We start from the raw sequence: 18,896 nt of genomic DNA on the forward strand, positions 1-18,896 counted from the left end.
TCTGGAAGGGGTCCCAGCGCGTTGATACTATGCAAACTTCGAGCAGCATCTGTCGTCCAGCTGCGAGTCGATGCGGGGTGGGGAGTTTCTATGGCTGGTGTGCTGAGTGTCGACATCGACGTCCTGACCAAGGCAGTCCAGGCGCTGAACACTGCCGAGCAGGTCCTGAACGACGCAATGGCAGCCATGTCCGACGACAGCCACAAAGACATTGGCAACAAGGAGCTGAATGCTGCTGCCGACAGCTTTCAGACCAGATGGAAGTACGGCATAGAACGCATCGGCGAATCGGCTGTGGTCACAGCGCAGGGTATATCCAAGTGTCTCGAAGCCTATAAAGCCACGGACACAGCCTTCTCAAAGGCGTTAGCGGACGCGAACTCCACCATCGAGGGACAGGAGAAGGTGTGACGACGAATCCGTATCCGAACCTTGGTTTCAACCCAGTACCCGGCGCAGTCGGCGACGTCGCCGGATTGCAGACGAAGATCAACTCTTCGTGCGAGGCGATCAAAGAGACCAATACACTGCTGACACGGCTCCGCAACAGCAATGATGATGCCTGGAAGGGTGACGCAGGCAACGCGTTCCGGGCAAACTTCGATGCCACCCTTGCTCAAGATCTCGGGTATGCGCAGGCATCGCTCGAGAAGGCTGTCGCGCTGATTCAGGAATGGCACACCAACCTCATAAGCTTTCAAGAGACCGCGAAAGGGTTGGAAACCGAAGCCGCGGAGGCCAGAGGGCAGCACGCGCAGGCCGTCACCACGTTGAATCAAGCCAAGTCCAACCCAGACCTCGCGCTGGCGAATCAGAGCTTCGCCGATGCGGAGAGTCTTCAAGCTGCCCAAACTCGCCTGGACGCCGCGACGGCGAAGGTGAACTCCGCGACCAGCTCCGTCAACGAGTGGCAATCGAAGATCGACTCTGTCATCACTCGCGCACGGGAACTCGAGACGATCCACGATGCTCTTGCACGCCGCATCGCCAGCGAGTTGGACGCTGTCGGAAAGCAATTCGCCCCGAGCCCTCCCGACAAGAGCATTTGGGACCGTATCGCGGATGCGGTCGAGTCTCTGGGTGAGTGGATCGACGAGCATCGAGAGGGAATCCACCAAGCGTTATCGATTGTCGCGGCGGTCGGCAGTGTCGTCGCGGTGTGCACGCCTCCTCCCGTCAACATCATCGGATTCGCTGTGGCGGCCGCAGCGACCGGCGGTCTACTCGCACTCGACCTGTCTGACCCGAATATCCGCCAAGGTTTGGCAAATGGGGAGCTCGACGCCTGGAAGAAAGTCGGAATCGACGCGCTGGGCATTGCGCCGGTCGGCGGAGCCGGGATTTCCGCCGCGAAGGTGGGAATGAATCTATTCAAAGGTGGCGACGCGATCGCTGCGGGCGCTCACGCCGCTCAGACCGTTGGTGTCGGAGAAAGATTCGGAGCGGCCGCCTACAATGCGGTCACGAGTGAGCCACTGCTGTCTTCGAAGATCGTCGGTGCGCTCGGCGGCACGAAGGTCGCCGAGGCGTTGGCGCTCGATGGTGCCGCAACGAAAGTCTTGCAACTGACAGGTGCCGCAGGGCCGCATGCGTCTGTATCCGGTCTAGAGGCGGTTGACATCTTCGCCCGTTCCGGCAAAGCCGTGTCCGCCATGCTCGATCCCATGGTGGGAGATTGAGATGGTGACAGCTGAAGTACCAGCAGATATTTCGGTGACGGTCGACATACCGCAGGGATATGCCGAACTTCCACTCGACACGATCGAAGAATCCGTCGCACTGACGGAATCTCTCTTTGCATCCCTGGATCCCGGGATGTTGAGCTCGGCAGCCCCAAAAGTTCTCCAAGCGCTGAAGGTGCTGATGGGGCGCCTCGCACAGTACAACGTCGTCTATTGCGGCCTCGGTACGCATCTCTCGACCGACGGTCGGCAGATCTCCTCGACATTGACCATCACATTGGCAGACTATGGCGCCGAGCAGAGTCCGCGACTGACTCTCGGTAGCGTTCTGTCCGGTAGGCAGCGCGGCGGAGAAAGGTTCGCCAACGCCGAGTTCCTCGAAGTGTCCGGGCGATTGATCCTCATGTTGGACCGCATCCGGCCTGTTCCGACTCCCGATCTCGCCAACTATGAAGGCGAGGAGCAAGAGATCTATCAAATCGAAGCGATAGTGTCGTCTCCGGACGGCTCTGCGATCGCCGCCGTAGAACTGTCGACGTCATTCGTGCAAGACGGCGCGGAATACCTGCTTCCGGTGGTCGCGGTGGCCGCATCGATCGAGTTCGACAGTACCTTTCGAACAACGACTGCTTTTTCGTTGAAGCTCTAAGGCGTGAAGCGTTTTACCATGTCCCACAGCACTTCTGCGCCGATGTCGGCAATACAACTGTCCGCAACGAAAGAGGCGATGCGGAAAGGTAGGGCCATTCGTTGGGCACTGCTGCTGTTCGGTGTCTCGTGCCTGGTTGTCACGATCGTGCTGATCGATGGTGGCCGGGGAATCGAGCCCGCCGGTCTGTCGGCGCTTGTCGGCTTGTGCCGCAATGTTGCGGCTGTAGGTATGACGGTCGGCCTGATCTTCGGCGGAGCTCTGCTGTGGATACACCGGAGAAGGCGTCGTGCGTTGAAACGGTATCCGTGGGTGTCGTGGCCGGTGAACTACCTGACTACCGGGCGTTACGAGTGGGTAGAACTCCTCGACCGCGACAAGCAGCCGGTTTCCTCTCTGCTGTTGAGCACATGGCCGAAGGACATCGGCAAACTTGTTGATCATCGGACAACCGAGGTCTGGTTTGCCGGTGACCCCAAGCGGTATGGAGTGATATCCCGACCGGGTGGAGCAGACCTCCGGTACGCGTACGTTTCGAAATCTCATCCGGCGCCACGATGGTCGTTCCGCGGTCACGACAGCGTGGCAGATCGGCGAGAAGCTCTGCCGACGAACACCCCACACGAGCTGAAGCGCGTGGGAGGACGGGTGTTCGTCAAGCCCTCCCGAGGACTGCCGCAGCAGACCGCGCCTCTCGTCCCTTCCGGGGAAGGCGGAAGTCTTTCGGCCCGGCGCGTGTTGGCTTTTGCTCTCGATTGGGTCCTACATGCCGGGGTCGGGTTCGGAGCGGCAATCGTCGTCGGCACCGAGTTCGCGCTCGGTCCCGCCGTCCAGCTCGATTGGGCGTCGCTGAGCTTCAGTCCGGGGGTTGCCGCTGCGGGCTGGGTGGTGGCATCGGTGTTCGACCGCGTCATTGTTCAGGCGATCTTTCACACGACGGTCGGCAAGGCAGTGTTCGGTCTTTGCGTTGTCCGGCCGGACGACGGCACACATCCGGGTTTCGGGCGGCTGCTTGCGGTGTGGTTGGTCGACCTCTATTTGGCATTCGCGGTACCGGCCGCGCTGATCGGGATAGATGCGCCGGGACCGGACCGGGTCCAGGATTACTTCCTGCCCGCGGTGCGCCGAGCGGATCTGGCTGGACGTTGCTAGCTCGCAAGGATGACGCGACCGCCACTGTCCGGTTCGGCGAGTTCAGCAGAACACACTTCACATATATCGAGCCCGGGGATGTGCTCGAAATGGCGCGCGTTCGCGGTAGCCACCCGCCACCCGATACTTGTCCAACGTCGAAGCACCGTCGCGCGGCTTGTCAGCCCTTGATGAGCTTGGCGATCGTGCCGACGGACAGTTTCGGGGTTTCCACCTCGACCTCGGCGTGGGGGTCGATGACCGTGGTGTGGGGGATGGCGGCTTCGGGGTCGGCGAAGGGTTTGTATTTCTTCTCGCCCAGGAGGGTGGTGAGGAGGTAGCCGGTGAGCAGGGCTCGGGTGGCCTTGTCGGTTTTGTATTCGTAGCGACCTGCGCCGAGGGCGGCGAAGAGGCGGCGGCCTTCGATGATGCCGTTGGGGGTGGCGCCGTCGAGGCGGCGCAGGAGGCAGGGGCCCGACCAGGCGGTGGCCAGGGGACGGGCGTTGGAGTTGAGGGAGTCGACGTCGTCGCCGGTGAGGATGAGGGCGGGGAGGTCGAGGTCGGGGGCGATGTGCTCCGCGGTGGGGGAGGTGGGCGCGGGGAAGAGGGCGGCGACGGTGGCGACGGGGCGCTGGGCGGCGGCGATCACGGCGGCGCCCGCGCCCATGCCGTGACCGGCCAGGGCGAGGCGGTCGGGGTGGACGCTGATGGTTCCGTCGCCGAGGCGGACCTTGCTCACGATGTCGAGGGTGGTGAGCAGGTCGGTGGCGAGGTCGAGGTGTGACGGGATCGGTCCGCGTTCGGTGTCGGGGGCGGCGACCACGAAACCCCACGACGCGATGTGCTCGAGCAGGCCCTTGTAGTTCTCGGCGCTGGTCAGCCAGCTGTGCGCGAACGCGACGGCAGGCAGGTTCAGCCCGGACTCCGGGGTATAGACGACGCCGGGTTGGCCGGCGATGCCGAGATTGCCACGCAGCACCCGGTGAGGACCGCGCATGGACAGGGTGCTCAGGAGCGATTTCACGGAGTCCGACACGGCGTGAAGACTAGCCGATCAGTAGGGTGGTGGACCATGTGCGGAATCGTTGGCTACGTCGGATACCGGGATGCGCTCGGCGTTGTCGTCGACGCGCTGCGTCGCATGGAGTACCGGGGCTACGACTCCGCCGGGGTGGCGATTCTCGACGGCAACGGGGGTCTCGCGGTCGAACGCAAGGCGGGGCGGCTGGCGAATCTGGAAGCCGAACTCGACGAGGCGGGCGCGGAGAAATTTGCCGGGACCAGCGGAATGGGGCACACCCGCTGGGCCACGCACGGCGCGCCGACCGACCGCAACGCCCACCCGCACCGCGATCCATCCGGCAAGCTCGCCGTGGTCCACAACGGCATCATCGAGAACTTCGTACCGCTGCGTCGCGAGCTGGAGGACGCCGGGATCGAGCTGCTCAGCGACACCGACACCGAGGTCGCGGTGCATCTGGTGGCGCGCGCGTACGCCGAGGGGCCGACCGCCGGTGACTTCACCGCGAGCGTGCTCGCCGTGCTTCGCCGCCTCGACGGCGCGTTCACGCTGGTGTTCACCCATGCCGATCATCCGGGCACGATCGTCGCGGCCCGGCAGTCGACGCCGCTGGTCGTCGGGGTCGGGCAGGGCGAGATGTTCATCGCCTCCGATGTCACCGCGTTCATCGAGCACACCCGCGAAGCGGTGGAACTCGGGCAGAACCAGGCCGTCGTTATCACCGCCGACAGCTACACCGTCACCGACTTCGACGGCAATTCCGACGTGACGAGCAGGCCGTTCACCATCGACTGGGACCTGGCCGCCGCCGAGAAGGGCGGCCACGACTACTTCATGCTCAAGGAGATCGAGGAGCAGCCGACCGCTGTCGCCGACACCCTGATCGGGCATTTCGTCGTCGACGAGAACGGCGGGCGGATCGTGCTCGACGAACAGCGCCTCGCCGACCAGGAACTGCGCGAATTCGACAAGGTGTTCGTGGTGGCGTGCGGCAGTTCCTACCACGCGGGTCTGCTGGCCAAATACGCCATCGAGCACTGGACGCGGGTGCCGGTGGAAGTGGAGCTGGCCAGCGAATTCCGTTACCGCGACCCGGTGCTGGACCGGTCGACGCTCGTGGTCGCGATCTCGCAGTCGGGGGAGACCGCCGACACGCTGGAGGCGGTGCGCCACGCCAAGGAGCAGAAGGCGCGCGTGCTCGCGATATGCAACACCAACGGCGCGCAGATCCCGCGCGAGTCCGACGCGGTGATCTACACCCGCACCGGGCCCGAGATCGGCGTGGCCTCGACCAAGGCGTTCCTGGCGCAGGTGGCCGCCAACTATCTGGTCGGCCTGGCGCTGGCGCAGGCGCGCGGCACCAAGTATCCCGACGAGGTGGCCCGCGAGTTCGCCGAGCTCGAGTCGATGCCGAAGCTGATCGCGCGGGTGCTCGACACCGCGCCGCAGGTGCGTGCCATCGCCCGCGAGCTGGCGCATGTGCCGACGGTGCTGTTCCTCGGCCGCCACGTGGGTTACCCGGTGGCGCTCGAGGGTGCGCTCAAGCTCAAGGAACTGGCCTACATGCATGCCGAGGGTTTCGCGGCGGGTGAGCTCAAGCACGGGCCGATCGCGCTGATCGAAGACGGTCTGCCGGTGATCGTGGTGATGCCGTCGCCGAAGGGCCGCGCGGTGCTGCATTCCAAGCTGCTCAGCAACATTCGCGAGATCCAGGCCCGCGGGGCGCGCACGATCGTGATCGCGGAGGAAGGCGACGACACGGTCCGCCCGTTCGCCGACGACCTCATCGAGATCCCGGTCGCCCCGACCCTGTTCCAGCCGTTGCTGTCGACGGTTCCGCTGCAGATCTTCGCCGCCGAGGTGGCCCAAGCGCGCGGCTACGACGTCGACAAGCCGCGCAACCTGGCGAAGTCCGTCACCGTCGAATAGGGCCTATTCGACGGTGATCTGGCCGCGCATGTCGGGGTGCAGGGAGCACAGGTAGCGGTAGGTGCCGGGCTGGGTGAAGGTGTAGGACCATTCGCCCTTGTCGATGATGGGGCTGTTGATGCCCATCGCCTTGTCGCCGATGCCCTGCACGTTGTGGGGTGCCTTGTCGGAGAACTTCCAGGTGACGGTTTGACCGACCTTGATCGTCGCCTGGGCCGGGCTGTACTTCATGTCGCTGACCTCGACCGTGAGGGCGGCGTCCACCTGGACGCTCGGCGTGGTCGTGGTGCTGACCGGGCGGGGTTTGCGGGTTGTGGTGGTGGCGGCGTTGTCCGCGTCGCCGGAACAACCGGCGGCGAGCAGGGCGGCGACCACGGTGAATCCGGCGGCAACCCGTGCGGCGCGGTGACGAACCATCGACATGGTTGTGCAGCGTAGTCTGCGAACGATCGCGGGACGGTCGTGGCCCGCGCGGGCGCAGGCGGGAGGCGAACGATGGTTGCTCGGCGTGACTATTTCACCGTCGATCAGGTGCGGGCGGCCGAGGCGGAACTGTTCACCCGGGGACCCGACGGTGTGCCGATGCGGCGCGCGGCGTTCGGGTTGGCGCGGGTGGTCGCCGATGAATTGCGTTCGCGCACAGGGGGAGTGGTCGGGCGTTCGGTGGGCGTGCTGGTCGGGTCGGGTGACAACGGGGGCGACGGGTTGTGGGCCGGTGCGATGCTGCGGCGGCGAGGGGTGGCGGTGCAGGCGGTGCTGCTGAATCCCGAGCGCGCGCATGCGCAGGGGCTCAGTGCCTTTCGGCGCGCCGGTGGGCGGGTGGTCGATCGGCTGGGCGAAGTCGACATGGTGGTCGATGCGATCGTCGGAATTTCCGGCAAGGGGCCTTTGCGGCCCGCTGCAGCGGAAATGGTTGCCGCCGTTGACGTTCCGATCATCGCTGCCGATCTGCCGAGCGGTGTCGACCCGAACACCGGGGCTGTCGACGGACCCGCCGTGCGGGCTGATGTGACAGTGACGTTCGGGGCGTACAAACCGGTACACGCGCTGGAACCCGCACGCTGCGGACGAATCATCCTGGTGCCCATCGGCTTACGGCCGGCCAATGCCACGCTGGCGCAACTCGATCCGGCCGAAGTCGGCGCCGGATGGCCAGTGCCGGGACCGTTCGACGACAAGTACACCCAGGGCGTGACCGGCGTCTGCGCGGGCAGCGCGGAGTATCCGGGCGCCGGGGTGCTGTGCACGGGTGCCGCTGTGGCGGCCACCTCGGGAATGGTGCGGTACGCCGGGAGCGACACCGAGGTGGTGCGCCAACTCCCGGAAGTCGTTGCCGCGCCGAGTATTCAGGAGACGGGCCGGGTACAGGCGTGGGTTTTCGGGCCCGGTGCCGGAACGGACAAGCGGGACGATCTCGCCCGGGTGCTCGCCACGGATCTGCCGGTGATCGTCGACGCCGACGGCCTCACCATCCTCTCCCGCGAACCCGACCTGGTGCGCGGCAGGCAGGCCCCGACCGTCCTCACCCCGCACGCCGGGGAATTCGCCCGCCTCGCAGGCACCAGCCCCGATCCTGACCGGGTGGCAGCGGTCCGCGCCCTCGCCGAGCAATGGGGCGTGACGGTACTGCTGAAGGGCCGCGCCACCATCATCGCCACCCCCGGCGAGACCACCCTGGTCAGCGACGCGGGCGCATCGTGGGCCGCCACCGCCGGCTCCGGCGACGTACTCGCGGGCATCATCGGCGCCCTGCTCGCCGCGGGCAAACCCCCGACCTGGGCCGCGGCCGCCGCAGCCCGGGTCCACGCCCTCGCCGCCAACCTGGCCGCCCACGACTCACAAACCGCAGGCGCACCCATCTCGGCGACCCCTTTGCTCAACCATGTCCGGCCGGCGGTGCGACTACTCCGGGAACTCGCCCCGACCCGCGACACTCAGGCAACTTGAGTGTCGCCCTCGGCGAGGCGATCGAAGACCCGCCGGTGGTAGCGACCGTCGGCTTCGTGCAAGCCGCGCTGACGTCACTGTGGGGCGGAACCGCCCTGCGTCGCGGGAAGGCAGAACTGCTGGCCTAGAGTCGACGGCAGGCGGAAGCGCGGACATGGGTAACTCACCGGGTACGGGCTGCCCCGGCCACGCTTCACAAGCTTGCCGCGTCCCATGATGCTCCGAGCCCGAGTCTGGCCAAAAGTCCCGGAGAGGCGGAAAGGCAGGCGGAACAGTGCAAGTGGAGACGGTTATCGACCTCGACGCCATTGCTCACAACGTGCGTGTGCTGCGTGGATTCGCCGGCGACGCCGGGGTGATGGTCGTGGTCAAGGCCGACGGATACAACCACGGTGCCGTCGAGGTCGCGCGTGCCGCGCTGGGGGCGGGCGCGCGGGAACTCGGCGTCACCACGGTCGCCGAGGCGCTGGAATTGCGGGCCGCGGGGATCGACGCGCCGATCCTGTGCTGGCTCAACACCATCGACGCCGACTACGGCGCCGCGATCGTGGCCGATGTCGAGATCGGGGTGTCCTCGCTCGAGCAGTTGCGGGTGGTCGAGCAGGCCGCGCGCCGGGTCGGCCGCGCCGGGACGGTCTCGCTCAAGGTCGATACCGGACTGAACCGCAACGGTGTCGCGGTGACCGAATATCCCCAGGTCCTCGCGGCCTTGCGCAGCCTGGTCGACAACGGTGTGCTGCGGTTTCGCGCCATCTTCTCCCACCTCGCGCACGCCGACGAACCGGGCAACCCCGGCATCGACCGGCAGCGGGAACGGTTCCTCGAGGCCATCGCGCTGGCCAAGGAGCACGGCCTCGAGCCCGAGCTGGTTCACCTGTCGAACTCGGCCGCCACCCTCACCCGCCCCGACCTGCACTTCGACCTGGTCCGGCCGGGTATCGCGGTCTACGGGCTCTCACCGATCCCGGAGCTGGGCGACTTCGGATTGCGGCCCGCGATGACCCTGCAGGCCGAGGTCACCCTGGTCAAACGGGTGGCTGCCGGGGAGGGGGTGTCCTACGGGCACCGGTGGATCGCGCCGCGCGACACCACCGTCGCCCTGGTACCCGCCGGATACGCCGACGGCGTGTTCCGTTCGCTCAGTGGGCGTTTCGAAGTGTGGCTCGGCGGCGCGCTGCACCGTAATGTCGGAAGGGTGTGCATGGACCAGTTCATGGTCGACCTGGGCGACAACGTCGGCAATGTGCGCGCGGGCGACCGGGCAGTGCTGTTCGGTGGCGGCGCGGGACACCCGCACGCCCTGGACTGGGCGCGGCTGCTCGACACCATCGACTACGAGATCGTGTGCTCGCCGCGCGGTCGCGCGGTCCGTCGCTACGTGGGGACCGGTCGATGAGGCGCCGTCAGGTGGTGCGCGGTGGGTTCGCCACCGCCGGCGTGCTCGGTGCCCTCGCGCTCGCCCACACGCTGCGCCGCATCGGCGCGCGGGTGCGCTGGCCCGCCGAACGTGACGAGTATCGCGATGAGAACTTCGCCCTGATCGATGAGGACGAGCCGGGTGAGGTCCGCGCCGACGACGGTGTTTCGCTGGCCACCCGCACCTACGGCGACGACACCGCCGAGGTGACGCTCGTCTTCGTCCACGGCTTCTGCAACAGCATGGACTCGTTCCATTTCCAGCGCCGCGACCTGGCCCAGCAATGGGGTCCGCGGATCCGGATGGTGTTCTTCGACCAGCGCGGCCACGGCCGCTCCGGCACGCCGAGCACCGACAGCTGCACCATCGCCCAGCTCGGCCGCGACGTGGCGACCGTGATCCGCACCTGCGCGCCGAAGGGGCAGGTGGTGCTCGTCGGTCATTCGCTCGGCGGGATGGCGGTGCTCGCGGCGGCCGCGCAGTTCCCCGAACTGTTCGCCACCAGGGTGGTCGGGGTCGCCCTGCTCAACACCGCCGCTGCCGAGGTCACCTCGACCGGCGTGCTGCAGCTGCTGCGGCATCCAGCGCTCGGCGTTTTCGGGCTGGCCGTGCGGTCGGCGCCCGCGCTGGTGCAGTTCGGGCGCTCGGCGAGCAAGCACGTGGTGACGCCGATCCTGCACGTCAGCTCGTTCCACGGGCCGGTGAGTCCCACGCTGTCGCGATTCACCACCATGATGATCGACCGCACACCCGTCGCCACGGTCGAGAAGTTCCTGAAAACGATCGAGCTACACGATGAATCGGCCGCGCTGCCGATACTGAACAAGCTGCCCGTGCTCGTCCTCGGCGGCGCGCACGACATGGTGATCCCGTTCGAGAACTCGCGGCTGCTCGCCGAGGCACTGCCCAACTGCGAGCTGGTGAGGATCGGTGAGGGAGCACACATGCCGCACCTGCAGTTCCCGCAGGTGGCCCTCGACGCGCTCGACCGGCTGCTCGCCCGCGCGGGCGCCGAGAGCTTCGGCGGGGAGGCCGTCGGTGGCTGACCCACGCACCCGCGTCCTGCCGTCCGTCGACGACACCGAGGCACTCGGCCGCGAACTCGCGCAGACACTGCGCCCCGGCGACCTGGTGGTGCTCGACGGCCCGCTCGGCGCAGGCAAGACCGCATTGACCAGAGGCATCGCCGCAGGTCTCGGTGTGCAGGGACGGGTGAGCTCGCCGACATTCATCATCGCCCGCGCCCACCGCGCCGGGCAGCGGCCCGACGGCTCGCCCGGGGTGCCGATGGTTCACGTCGACGCCTACCGGCTCGCCGGCGACCTCGACGAGCTCGATTCCCTCGACCTCGACACCGACCTGAACCACGCGGTGGTCGTCGTGGAGTGGGGCAAGGGAGTGGTCGAACACCTCGCCGACCGGCATCTGCGCGTGCAATTGGAGCGGGAACCGGAATCCGATGTGCGCACGGCGATCTGGGAATGGATCGGCTGACGCGCGCGGACCCGATCCACCAGTGCGCGCCGGTCGCGGATACCACCCGGTATTGTTGAGACAATCATGCTCGTACTAGCAGTCGACACCGCGACACCTGCCGTTACAGCGGGATTGGTGCATCTGTCACCGGCCGACGACGCGGACTCCCGACCCGCCGTGGCCACCCTCGCCACCCGGGTGAAGGTCGACGCACGCGCCCACGCCGAGGTCCTCACCCCGCAGATCCTCGAATGCCTCGCCGAAGCCGGGGTGGCCCGCGCCGACCTCGACGCCGTCGTCGTCGGGATCGGGCCCGGCCCGTTCACCGGCCTGCGCGTGGGCATGGCCACCGCGGCCGCCTTCGGTGACGCGCTCGGCCTGCCCGTGCACGGTGTGTGCAGCCTCGACGCCATCGCCGCCGACAGCGCGGGCGAACAACGCGAAGCCGGCGAACTGCTGGTGGTCACCGACGCGCGCAGGCGTGAGGTGTACTGGGCGCGCTACCTCGACGGTGCGCGGGTGGCGGGGCCCGAGGTGTGCAAACCCGCCGACGTACCGATGGGCGACGCCGTCGCCATCGCCGGGTCGGCCGCCCACGTCGACGACTTCGATCTGCCGGTCCTGCCGAACGAGACGCCGTCGCCCGCGGGCCTGGTCGCCGTCGCCGCACCCGACCTGCTGGCCGGTGTGGTGCCCGAGGCGCTCGTGCCCCTGTACCTGCGTCGGCCCGACGCCGTGGAGAACAGCTTCCGCACCCTGGCGGGCGCCTCGTGACCTACCGCATCGCCCCGATGACCGTGCACGACATCGACCGCTGTGTCGAACTCGAACACCTGCTGTTCCCGGAGGACGATCCCTGGCAGGCGGTGTCGTTCCGGTCCGAACTGGCCGGGGCGCACAACCGCTACATCACCGCCCGCGACGAGAACGACACGATGGTCGGCTACGCGGGCATCGCGCTGCTCGGCGACAACGCCCATCCCGAGGCCGAGGTGCACACCATCGGGGTCGATCCGGAGTGTCATCGCGGTGGGATCGGGACCCTGCTGCTCGAGGCCCTGCTGGCGACGGCCGCCGAGCGCGGTGGCCCGGTGTTCCTCGAGGTCCGCACCGACAACGCGCCCGCGATCGCGCTCTACGCCAAGCACGGTTTCCACATCATCGGGTTGCGCAAGAACTACTACCACCCGAGTGGGGCGGACGCGTACACGATGCGGCGTCCGGAACTCACCGCCGCGGCCGACGAGTGGGCCGCGCGCGGTCGCCAGGACGAGGTGCTGTCGTGAACGGCGCCGCATTCGCCTACCGGATCGGATCGACTGTGAGCGGGGTCGCGGCGTGATCGTCATGGGGATCGAGAGTTCGTGCGACGAAACGGGAGTCGGCATCGTGCGCCGTCACCCCGACGGGTCGGTCGAGCTGCTCGCCGACGAGGTGGCCTCGAGTGTCGACCAGCACGCCCGCTTCGGCGGAGTGGTGCCCGAGATCGCCTCGCGCGCACACCTCGAGGCGATCGTGCCGGCCATGCGCCGCGCGCTGGCAGCCGCCGGGATCAGCAAGCCGGACGCGCTCGCCGTCACCATCGGGCCCGGTCTCGCCGGTGCGCTGCTGGTCGGTGTCGCCGCCGCCAAGGCGTACGCGGCGGCCTGGGACGTGCCGTTCTACGCGCTCAACCACCTCGGCGGGCACGTCGCGGTCGACACCCTCGAACACGGCCCGCTGCCGCCCGCGGTGGCGCTGCTCGTGTCGGGTGGGCACACGCATCTGCTGCAGGTGAGCGATCTCGGCTCGCCCATCACCGAAATGGGCAGCACCGTCGACGATGCCGCGGGCGAGGCCTTCGACAAGGTCGCCCGGCTGCTCGGCCTCGGCTATCCCGGCGGCCCCGCGCTGGACGCCATGGCACAGGACGGTGACCCGCGCGCCATCGCCTTCCCGCGCGGCATGACCGGCCCGCGCGATGCCCGCTACGACTTCTCCTTCTCCGGCCTCAAAACCGCCGTCGCCCGTTACGTGGAAGCCGCACAGCGCCAGGGCATCACGCCCGAACAGCTGCCGATTCCCGATATCGCCGCGTCGTTCCAGGAGGCCGTCGCCGATGTGCTGACGATGAAGGCGGTGCGCGCGGCGACCGATGTCGGCGTCGACACGATCGTGCTCGGGGGCGGTGCCACGGCGAATTCGCGGATCCGCTCGCTGGCCGAGGAACGCTGCGCCGCAGCCGGATTGACCCTTCGGGTGCCCAAGCCGCGTCTGTGCACGGACAACGGGGTGATGATCGCGGCCCTCGGCGCGCATGTGATCGCCGCGGGCGCCCAACCCGCCGAGCTGACGGTGGCGACCGATCCGGGGCTCCCGGTGTCGGTGAGCGCGCTGCGCTAGATCTGCTGGTTCTAGTCGACCGGGACGAGCGGGGTTACGCCTGTTGTCGGCGGAACCACGAGGCTGCCGCTGGCCGGTGCCTGGGTGGGTGAGGTGTTCGGCGTCGACGGACGCTGCTGGCCGCGACCGGATCCGCTGTTGATGCCGCCCGGCGATTCCGGGTAGGGGATCTGCGGGAGGTTCGGGTCGGGGCGCAGGGTCGGTGCCGTCGTCGTGGGCGACGGGGACGGCGCGGGGGTGGTCGACGGTGTGGACGTCGGCGGAGTCGTGGTGGTCGGCTCCTGGGCGGGAGCGGGCGACTCGACGACCGGCGGGGCCACGGTGACCCCGGTGCGGTCGGTGCTCTCTCGATAGGTGGGTGTCGGTGCCGGCGGCACCACGGGTAACGGCGGCTGGCGCACGGTGCTGCTGGTGCCGGCGGGCGTCACGTCGGGGGCATCCGGCGAGATGGTCCGTACGCCGTAACCGATCACCAGCCCGACCACGACCACCGCACCGGCCAGCGTGCCGATCACCTTGGCGAAGGTGCCGCTCGGCGCGTCACCGAGGGTGGCCACCTGTAGAGCCGAGGGTGTCGCCGCGTCGGCGAGCAGGGCCGCGCCCTTGGCGATCACGGCCTCGGGATCCGGCACCGTGACCACCGGGACGTCCAGGCGCGCGTCGAGGGTGTCGACGACGCTGGGGATGTTCGCGCAGCCGCCGATCACCGCGACCGCCTCCGGGTACTTCGGCGCCCTGGTGAACACCGAGCCCGAGAACACCGCGATATTGCGCAGCAGCCCGCCGATGAGCTCTTCGAAATCGGACCGCGTGAGTTTCAGTGGCTGCCCGGCCACATGGTCGATGGTGACGGCGGGCGCGACGGTGAGGTGTTCTTTGGCCGCGCGGCCGCGATTGGTGAGGGTCTGGCGGTTGGGCCTGGTCCCGCGCCGGGCGTAGTGCAGGTCGACGAGGTGGTGGTAGATCAGCTCGTCGATGGCGTTGCCGCTGAGGGTGGGAGTACGTTCGGTGTGCAGGACCGTACCGTCGGACTGGTCGGCCACGGTGACGGTGAGGCCGGTGGCGCCGAGGTCGATCACGGCCACGGTCGAATACCGGTCGAGAAGACCGGTATTGCGCAGATAGGCGAGCGCGGCGGTGCCTTCGGGGACCAGGCGCAGATCGCGGTGGTGCGAACACGCGGCCCGGATGGCCTGGGCCTGCTCGCGATTGCGGTAGGCGACGGCCACACTGGTCGGTGGGCGCGAGCGCGTGGCGACGGCACGGCGGTGCGCGCCGGTGGAGTAGCGTCCGAGCGGTTCGCCATCCAGCTCCATGTGCTGCTGGGACACGGGTAACTGGTTGGTCATCAGTTCGATCGATGACGACACGAGGTCGCCGAGGTCGGAGTGGGCGGCGTCGGCGGAGACGACGCGGTAGTCGAAGTTCTGTTCGCCGGATGGAGCGGTGGCGACCAGAGCCGAGCACACCACCTCGTTCCCGGCGGAAATGCCGAGGGATGTTCGCATGTTCACCTCCCTTCGAGCGGATGGTTCCAATGGAGGCCGACCATCTCGAATGGAACGATATGCATACTCTGTCACAGCCTGTTATGCGAACGTTACAGATTCAGTCGGTCGATGTGAAGATCACCATTACGCGCGGGCGTGTCGATAATGCGACATTGGCAGAACCCGACCTTGAGCGCTGGCACTCTCGCGTATAGAGTGCTAGTCGGCACTGTGTAGCTGTGCTTGTGCCATCGACGACTACTGGGCTCGGAGTCCCGGCACCCGCGACGACGGGGCCTGCGCGCAGGGTCGCATGCTGAACCGAACCCGGTCCGGGGCAACAGTTCCGGACAACCGAATTCCCCTGAAAGTGGAGGGCTCAACGTGGCGAGCGTGAACATCAAGCCGCTCGAGGACAAGATCCTCGTCCAGGCCAACGAGGCCGAGACGACGACGGCCTCCGGCCTGGTCATCCCGGACACGGCCAAGGAGAAGCCGCAGGAGGGCACCGTCATCGCCGTCGGCGAGGGCCGGATCACCGAAAAGGGTGACCGCATCCCCGTCGATGTCAAGGAAGGCGACGTCGTCATCTACAGCAAGTACGGCGGCACCGAGATCAAGTACCAGGGCGAGGAATACCTCATCCTCTCGGCGCGCGACATCCTGGCCGTCGTCACCAAGTAAGGCCGACGCCGCACCAGCGTTCCGCCCCGGCGTCTTCGTGACCCCGGGGCGGAATGCGTTAAAACACAGGAGCTTTTAAATGCCCAAGCAGATCCGGTTCGACGAGCAGGCTCGTCGGGCACTGGAACGCGGTGTGGACAAGCTGGCCGACGCCGTCAAGGTCACCCTCGGCCCGCGTGGCCGCCACGTGGTCCTTGCCAAGGCCTTCGGTGGCCCCACCGTGACCAACGACGGTGTCACCATCGCGCGTGACATCGACCTCGAGGATCCCTTCGAGAACCTCGGCGCCCAGCTCGTCAAGAGCGTCGCGACCAAGACCAACGACGTCGCGGGCGACGGTACGACCACCGCCACCGTGCTGGCCCAGGCGTTCGTGCGCGCCGGCCTGAAGAACGTCGCCGCGGGCGCCAACCCCATCACGCTCGGCCAGGGCATCGCGCTCGCCGCCGAGAAGGTGTCCGAGGTGCTGCTCGCCGCGGCCACCCCGGTCGAGGGTGCCCAGGCCATCGCCCAGGTCGCCACCGTCTCCTCGCGTGACGAGGAGATCGGCGAGATGGTCGGCAAGGCGCTCACCACCGTCGGCAAGGACGGCGTGGTCACGGTCGAGGAGTCCTCGACCACGCAGACCGAACTCGTCGTCACCGAGGGTGTGCAGTTCGACAAGGGTTACCTCTCGCCCTACTTCCAGACCGACCCCGAGACCCAGCAGGCCGTGCTGGAGGACACCTACGTCCTGCTGCACCGCGACAAGATCAGCTCGCTGCCCGATCTGCTGCCGGTGCTCGAGAAGATCGCCGAGTCCGGCAATGGTGTGCTGATCGTGGCCGAGGACGTCGACGGCGAAGCGCTGTCGACCCTGGTGGTCAACTCGATCCGCAAGACCATCAAGGCCGTCGCGGTGAAGGCGCCGTTCTTCGGTGACCGCCGCAAGGCGTTCCTCGACGACCTCGCCGTCGTCACCGGTGGCACCGTGATCAACCCCGATCTCGGCGTCACCCTGCGCGAGGCCACCCTCGAGCAGCTCGGCCAGGCGCGTCGCGTCGTCGTCACCAAGGACGAGACCGTCCTCATCGACGGTGCGGGCACCGAGGCCGACATCGCGGCCCGCAGCGCGCAGCTGCGCCGCGAGATCGAGGCCACCGACTCCGACTGGGACCGCGAGAAGCTCGAAGAGCGCCTCGCCAAGCTGGCCGGTGGCGTCGCGGTGATCAAGGTCGGCGCGGCCACCGAGACCGCGCTCAAGGAGCGCAAGTACCGCGTCGACGACGCGGTCGCCGCCGCCAAGGCCGCGGTCGAGGAGGGCATCGTCCCCGGTGGTGGTTCGGCGCTGGTGCAGGCCGCCGCCGCCCTCGTGGAGCTGCGTGACTCGCTGACCGGTGACAAGGCCGTCGGCGTCGAGGTGGTCCGCAAGGGCCTCGAGGCGCCGCTGTTCTGGATCGCCACCAACGCGGGCCTCGACGGCGCCGTGGTGGTCAGCAAGGTGGCCGAGGGCAAGGAAGGCTTCAACGCCGCCACCCTCACCTACGGCGACCTGCTCACCGACGGTGTCGTCGATCCGGTCAAGGTCACCCGTTCGGCCGTGGTGAACGCCGCGTCCGTCGCCCGGATGATCCTGACCACCGAGAGCGCCATCGTGGAGAAGCCGGTCGAGGAGGCCGACGACCACGGGCACCACGGTCACGCGCACTGAGCTGACATGACGAAGGCCCCCTGACCAGTTGGGTCCGGGGGCCTTTCGTTGTGCGTCTAGCTGGCTACGGGTGGTTCTTCGGCCTCGATCGCGGCCAGTAGCCGAGCGCGCAGAGACGGGGGTGGTGGGGTGGCGGTGAGTTCCGAGAGTTCGGTGAGCGCCGCGCGGGTGGCGCGGATCTCGTGCAGAAACTCGGTACACAGGGTGGGGTCTTCGGTATCGATGATGGTCTGGATCGCGTGATGGTCTTCGTCGTCGATCAATCCGAGCGCGACGGTGTGCGCGAGATCGATCTGGGCGTCGTTCATCTCACGTCACCCCCAAACTTTTCTTCAGTCGTGTCAATCCGTCCCGAATCCGGGACTTAACGGTCGGTAATCCGATGCCGAGGTGCTGAGCTACCTCCGCATACGTCCGCCCGCCGTAGTAGGCGAGCGAGATCGCCTCGCGCTGGGTCTCGGTCAATGTCGAGAGCCCGCGCCGGACGGCCTGCTGTTCGAGTCTGCGTTCCACCTCCTCCGTGACCTCGTCGAATTCGTGACCGAGTACCCGTATCCCGTACGCGACCTCGCGCTGGGTGTGGGCTTGCTCGGCACGAACCCGGTCGACCGCGCGGCGGTGGGCCAGCGTCATCAGCCAGGTCACCGCCGACCCCTTGGCGGGGTCGAAACTCGTTGCGGTGCGCCAGATCTGAAGGTAGACCTCCTGCGTCGTCTCCTCGGCGTACCCGGGGTCGTGGAGCACCCGCAGGATCAGGCCGAAGACGCGGGCGCAGGTCCGGTCGTACAGTTCGGCAAAGGCTTGCTGGTCGGCAAGGCCGCATCGTTCCAACAGTGCAGCTAGCTCGACTCCTTCGGCCGCGCGTGCGGTAACCGCAGAATCCACGCTCGGTGGGAAGGCTTCGCTTCGGAACCCATTCTGTGTCATCGGTCACGAATGTAGCCCGAGGCTATGACACCCCTGCGAGCGGGGTGCCTCGAATCGGGTGCCAGCTGTTTGCTAGGAATTCGGCGCCCCACGCAGGATGGATGGGAACGGATTTGCGGAGGGTTCCGCGAAGGGCTCTAGACCGCCATGCGCCGCCGGTTGCGGCGGGCGTGCATCTCGCGCTCGGTCTCGGACATGCCACCCCAGATGCCGTAGGGCTCGCTGACCTTGAGGGCGTGGGTGCGGCACTGCATGAGTACCGGGCAGGCCCGGCAGATCTCCTTGGCGCGCATCTCGCGCGCGGTGCGGGCGCGGCCACGTTCGCCGTCGGGGTGGAAGAAGACGGCCGAGTCCTGGCCGCGGCACGAGCCACGCATCTGCCAATCCCAGACGTCGGCGTTCGGACCGGGGAGGTGGGTGGGCATGGGCATGGTGAACTCCTTGTGGTGCGAGCTCGTCAGCGTTGTCGAG

Annotated in this window: 21 protein-coding genes; 15 read left to right on the plus strand and 6 right to left on the minus strand. The window is 67.6% G+C overall.

Features of this window, described 5'->3' with window-relative positions:
- Nucleotides 1-90 precede the first annotated feature (90 nt).
- From AB0F86_RS20945 to AB0F86_RS20960, 4 genes are read left to right on the plus strand one after another with little or no spacing between them, the layout of a single operon-like run.
- Nucleotides 91-411, plus strand: coding sequence for a hypothetical protein (locus tag AB0F86_RS20945; RefSeq protein WP_356984937.1), 321 nt, complete (start codon nt 91-93; stop codon nt 409-411).
- Nucleotides 408-1,679 (plus strand): hypothetical protein, encoded by a 1,272-nt coding sequence (locus tag AB0F86_RS20950; RefSeq protein WP_356984936.1) that lies wholly within the window; start codon nt 408-410, stop codon nt 1,677-1,679. The genes AB0F86_RS20945 and AB0F86_RS20950 overlap by 4 nt, the downstream gene beginning before the upstream one ends.
- Nucleotide 1,680: 1 nt before the next feature.
- A complete protein-coding gene (locus tag AB0F86_RS20955) occupies nt 1,681-2,331 on the plus strand; it encodes a hypothetical protein (RefSeq protein ID WP_356984935.1) in 651 nt (216 codons plus the stop codon).
- Nucleotides 2,332-2,334: 3 nt separating this feature from the next.
- Nucleotides 2,335-3,483 (plus strand): RDD family protein, encoded by a 1,149-nt coding sequence (locus AB0F86_RS20960; RefSeq protein ID WP_356984934.1) that lies wholly within the window; start codon nt 2,335-2,337, stop codon nt 3,481-3,483.
- A 160-nt stretch (nt 3,484-3,643) separates the two neighbouring features.
- On the opposite strand, the gene AB0F86_RS20965 is transcribed toward AB0F86_RS20960, so the two are convergent.
- Nucleotides 3,644-4,498, minus strand: coding sequence for a dienelactone hydrolase family protein (locus tag AB0F86_RS20965; protein WP_356984933.1), 855 nt, complete (start codon nt 4,496-4,498; stop codon nt 3,644-3,646).
- A 36-nt stretch (nt 4,499-4,534) separates the two neighbouring features.
- Between AB0F86_RS20965 and glmS the strand changes: the two genes are divergently transcribed.
- A complete protein-coding gene (glmS, locus tag AB0F86_RS20970) occupies nt 4,535-6,412 on the plus strand; it encodes a glutamine--fructose-6-phosphate transaminase (isomerizing) (protein ID WP_225281985.1) in 1,878 nt (625 codons plus the stop codon).
- 3 nt (nt 6,413-6,415) lie between these two features.
- On the opposite strand, the gene AB0F86_RS20975 is transcribed toward glmS, so the two are convergent.
- Nucleotides 6,416-6,835, minus strand: coding sequence for a cupredoxin family copper-binding protein (locus AB0F86_RS20975; RefSeq protein ID WP_225281986.1), 420 nt, complete (start codon nt 6,833-6,835; stop codon nt 6,416-6,418).
- A 72-nt stretch (nt 6,836-6,907) separates the two neighbouring features.
- On the opposite strand from AB0F86_RS20975, the gene AB0F86_RS20980 reads away from it, so the two are divergent.
- From AB0F86_RS20980 to tsaD, 8 genes are all read left to right on the plus strand, one after another.
- On the plus strand, nt 6,908-8,359 hold the full coding sequence (locus AB0F86_RS20980; RefSeq protein ID WP_356984932.1) for an NAD(P)H-hydrate dehydratase: 1,452 nt from the start codon (nt 6,908-6,910) through the stop codon (nt 8,357-8,359).
- On the plus strand, nt 8,356-8,487 hold the full coding sequence (locus tag AB0F86_RS20985) for a hypothetical protein (protein WP_356984931.1): 132 nt from the start codon (nt 8,356-8,358) through the stop codon (nt 8,485-8,487). Before AB0F86_RS20980 ends, AB0F86_RS20985 begins: the two co-directional genes overlap by 4 nt.
- Before the next feature lie 146 nt (nt 8,488-8,633).
- A complete protein-coding gene (gene alr, locus AB0F86_RS20990) occupies nt 8,634-9,755 on the plus strand; it encodes an alanine racemase (protein ID WP_356984930.1) in 1,122 nt (373 codons plus the stop codon).
- Nucleotides 9,752-10,822 carry an alpha/beta hydrolase gene (locus AB0F86_RS20995; RefSeq protein ID WP_356984929.1) on the plus strand — a complete coding sequence of 357 codons (1,071 nt, stop codon included), beginning with the start codon at nt 9,752-9,754 and terminating at the stop codon, nt 10,820-10,822. Before alr ends, AB0F86_RS20995 begins: the two co-directional genes overlap by 4 nt.
- Nucleotides 10,815-11,270 carry a tRNA (adenosine(37)-N6)-threonylcarbamoyltransferase complex ATPase subunit type 1 TsaE gene (gene tsaE, locus AB0F86_RS21000; protein ID WP_356984928.1) on the plus strand — a complete coding sequence of 152 codons (456 nt, stop codon included), beginning with the start codon at nt 10,815-10,817 and terminating at the stop codon, nt 11,268-11,270. Before AB0F86_RS20995 ends, tsaE begins: the two co-directional genes overlap by 8 nt.
- A 66-nt stretch (nt 11,271-11,336) precedes the next feature.
- The gene (tsaB, locus tag AB0F86_RS21005) at nt 11,337-12,026 is read left to right on the plus strand and encodes a tRNA (adenosine(37)-N6)-threonylcarbamoyltransferase complex dimerization subunit type 1 TsaB (protein WP_356984927.1); all 690 of its coding nucleotides are present in this window, start codon (nt 11,337-11,339) and stop codon (nt 12,024-12,026) included.
- Nucleotides 12,023-12,538, plus strand: a complete 516-nt coding sequence (rimI, locus tag AB0F86_RS21010; RefSeq protein WP_067490895.1) for a ribosomal protein S18-alanine N-acetyltransferase — start codon at nt 12,023-12,025, stop codon at nt 12,536-12,538. Before tsaB ends, rimI begins: the two co-directional genes overlap by 4 nt.
- Nucleotides 12,539-12,590: 52 nt before the next feature.
- Complete coding sequence (tsaD, locus tag AB0F86_RS21015) at nt 12,591-13,634, plus strand: tRNA (adenosine(37)-N6)-threonylcarbamoyltransferase complex transferase subunit TsaD (protein WP_356984926.1); 1,044 nt, start codon at nt 12,591-12,593, stop codon at nt 13,632-13,634.
- Nucleotides 13,635-13,645: 11 nt separating this feature from the next.
- Here the strand turns inward: tsaD and AB0F86_RS21020 are convergent, their stop codons facing one another.
- Entirely contained in the window at nt 13,646-15,142 is a 1,497-nt protein-coding gene (locus AB0F86_RS21020) for an Hsp70 family protein (RefSeq protein WP_356984925.1), read from the minus strand.
- Nucleotides 15,143-15,508: 366 nt separating this feature from the next.
- Here AB0F86_RS21020 and groES point away from each other — a divergent pair, with 366 nt between their 5' ends.
- Both groES and groL read left to right on the plus strand, forming a co-directional pair.
- Entirely contained in the window at nt 15,509-15,808 is a 300-nt protein-coding gene (gene groES / locus AB0F86_RS21025) for a co-chaperone GroES (protein ID WP_067490891.1), read from the plus strand.
- A 79-nt stretch (nt 15,809-15,887) separates the two neighbouring features.
- Nucleotides 15,888-17,498, plus strand: coding sequence for a chaperonin GroEL (gene groL, locus AB0F86_RS21030; protein WP_356984924.1), 1,611 nt, complete (start codon nt 15,888-15,890; stop codon nt 17,496-17,498).
- Between the two features lie 56 nt (nt 17,499-17,554).
- Here the strand turns inward: groL and AB0F86_RS21035 are convergent, their stop codons facing one another.
- From AB0F86_RS21035 to AB0F86_RS21045, 3 genes are all read right to left on the minus strand, one after another.
- Nucleotides 17,555-17,806: a hypothetical protein gene (locus AB0F86_RS21035; protein WP_067490887.1), complete on the minus strand. Its 252-nt coding sequence runs from the start codon at nt 17,804-17,806 to the stop codon at nt 17,555-17,557.
- A 1-nt stretch (nt 17,807) separates the two neighbouring features.
- Nucleotides 17,808-18,383: a sigma-70 family RNA polymerase sigma factor gene (locus AB0F86_RS21040; RefSeq protein ID WP_067490885.1), complete on the minus strand. Its 576-nt coding sequence runs from the start codon at nt 18,381-18,383 to the stop codon at nt 17,808-17,810.
- A 179-nt stretch (nt 18,384-18,562) separates the two neighbouring features.
- The gene (locus tag AB0F86_RS21045) at nt 18,563-18,856 is read right to left on the minus strand and encodes a WhiB family transcriptional regulator (protein WP_022567299.1); all 294 of its coding nucleotides are present in this window, start codon (nt 18,854-18,856) and stop codon (nt 18,563-18,565) included.
- Nucleotides 18,857-18,896: the final 40 nt, after the last annotated feature.

It is taken from the genome of Nocardia sp. NPDC023733 (assembly GCF_040639775.1).
Taxonomy (GTDB): Bacteria; Actinomycetota; Actinomycetes; order Mycobacteriales; family Mycobacteriaceae; genus Nocardia; species Nocardia rosealba.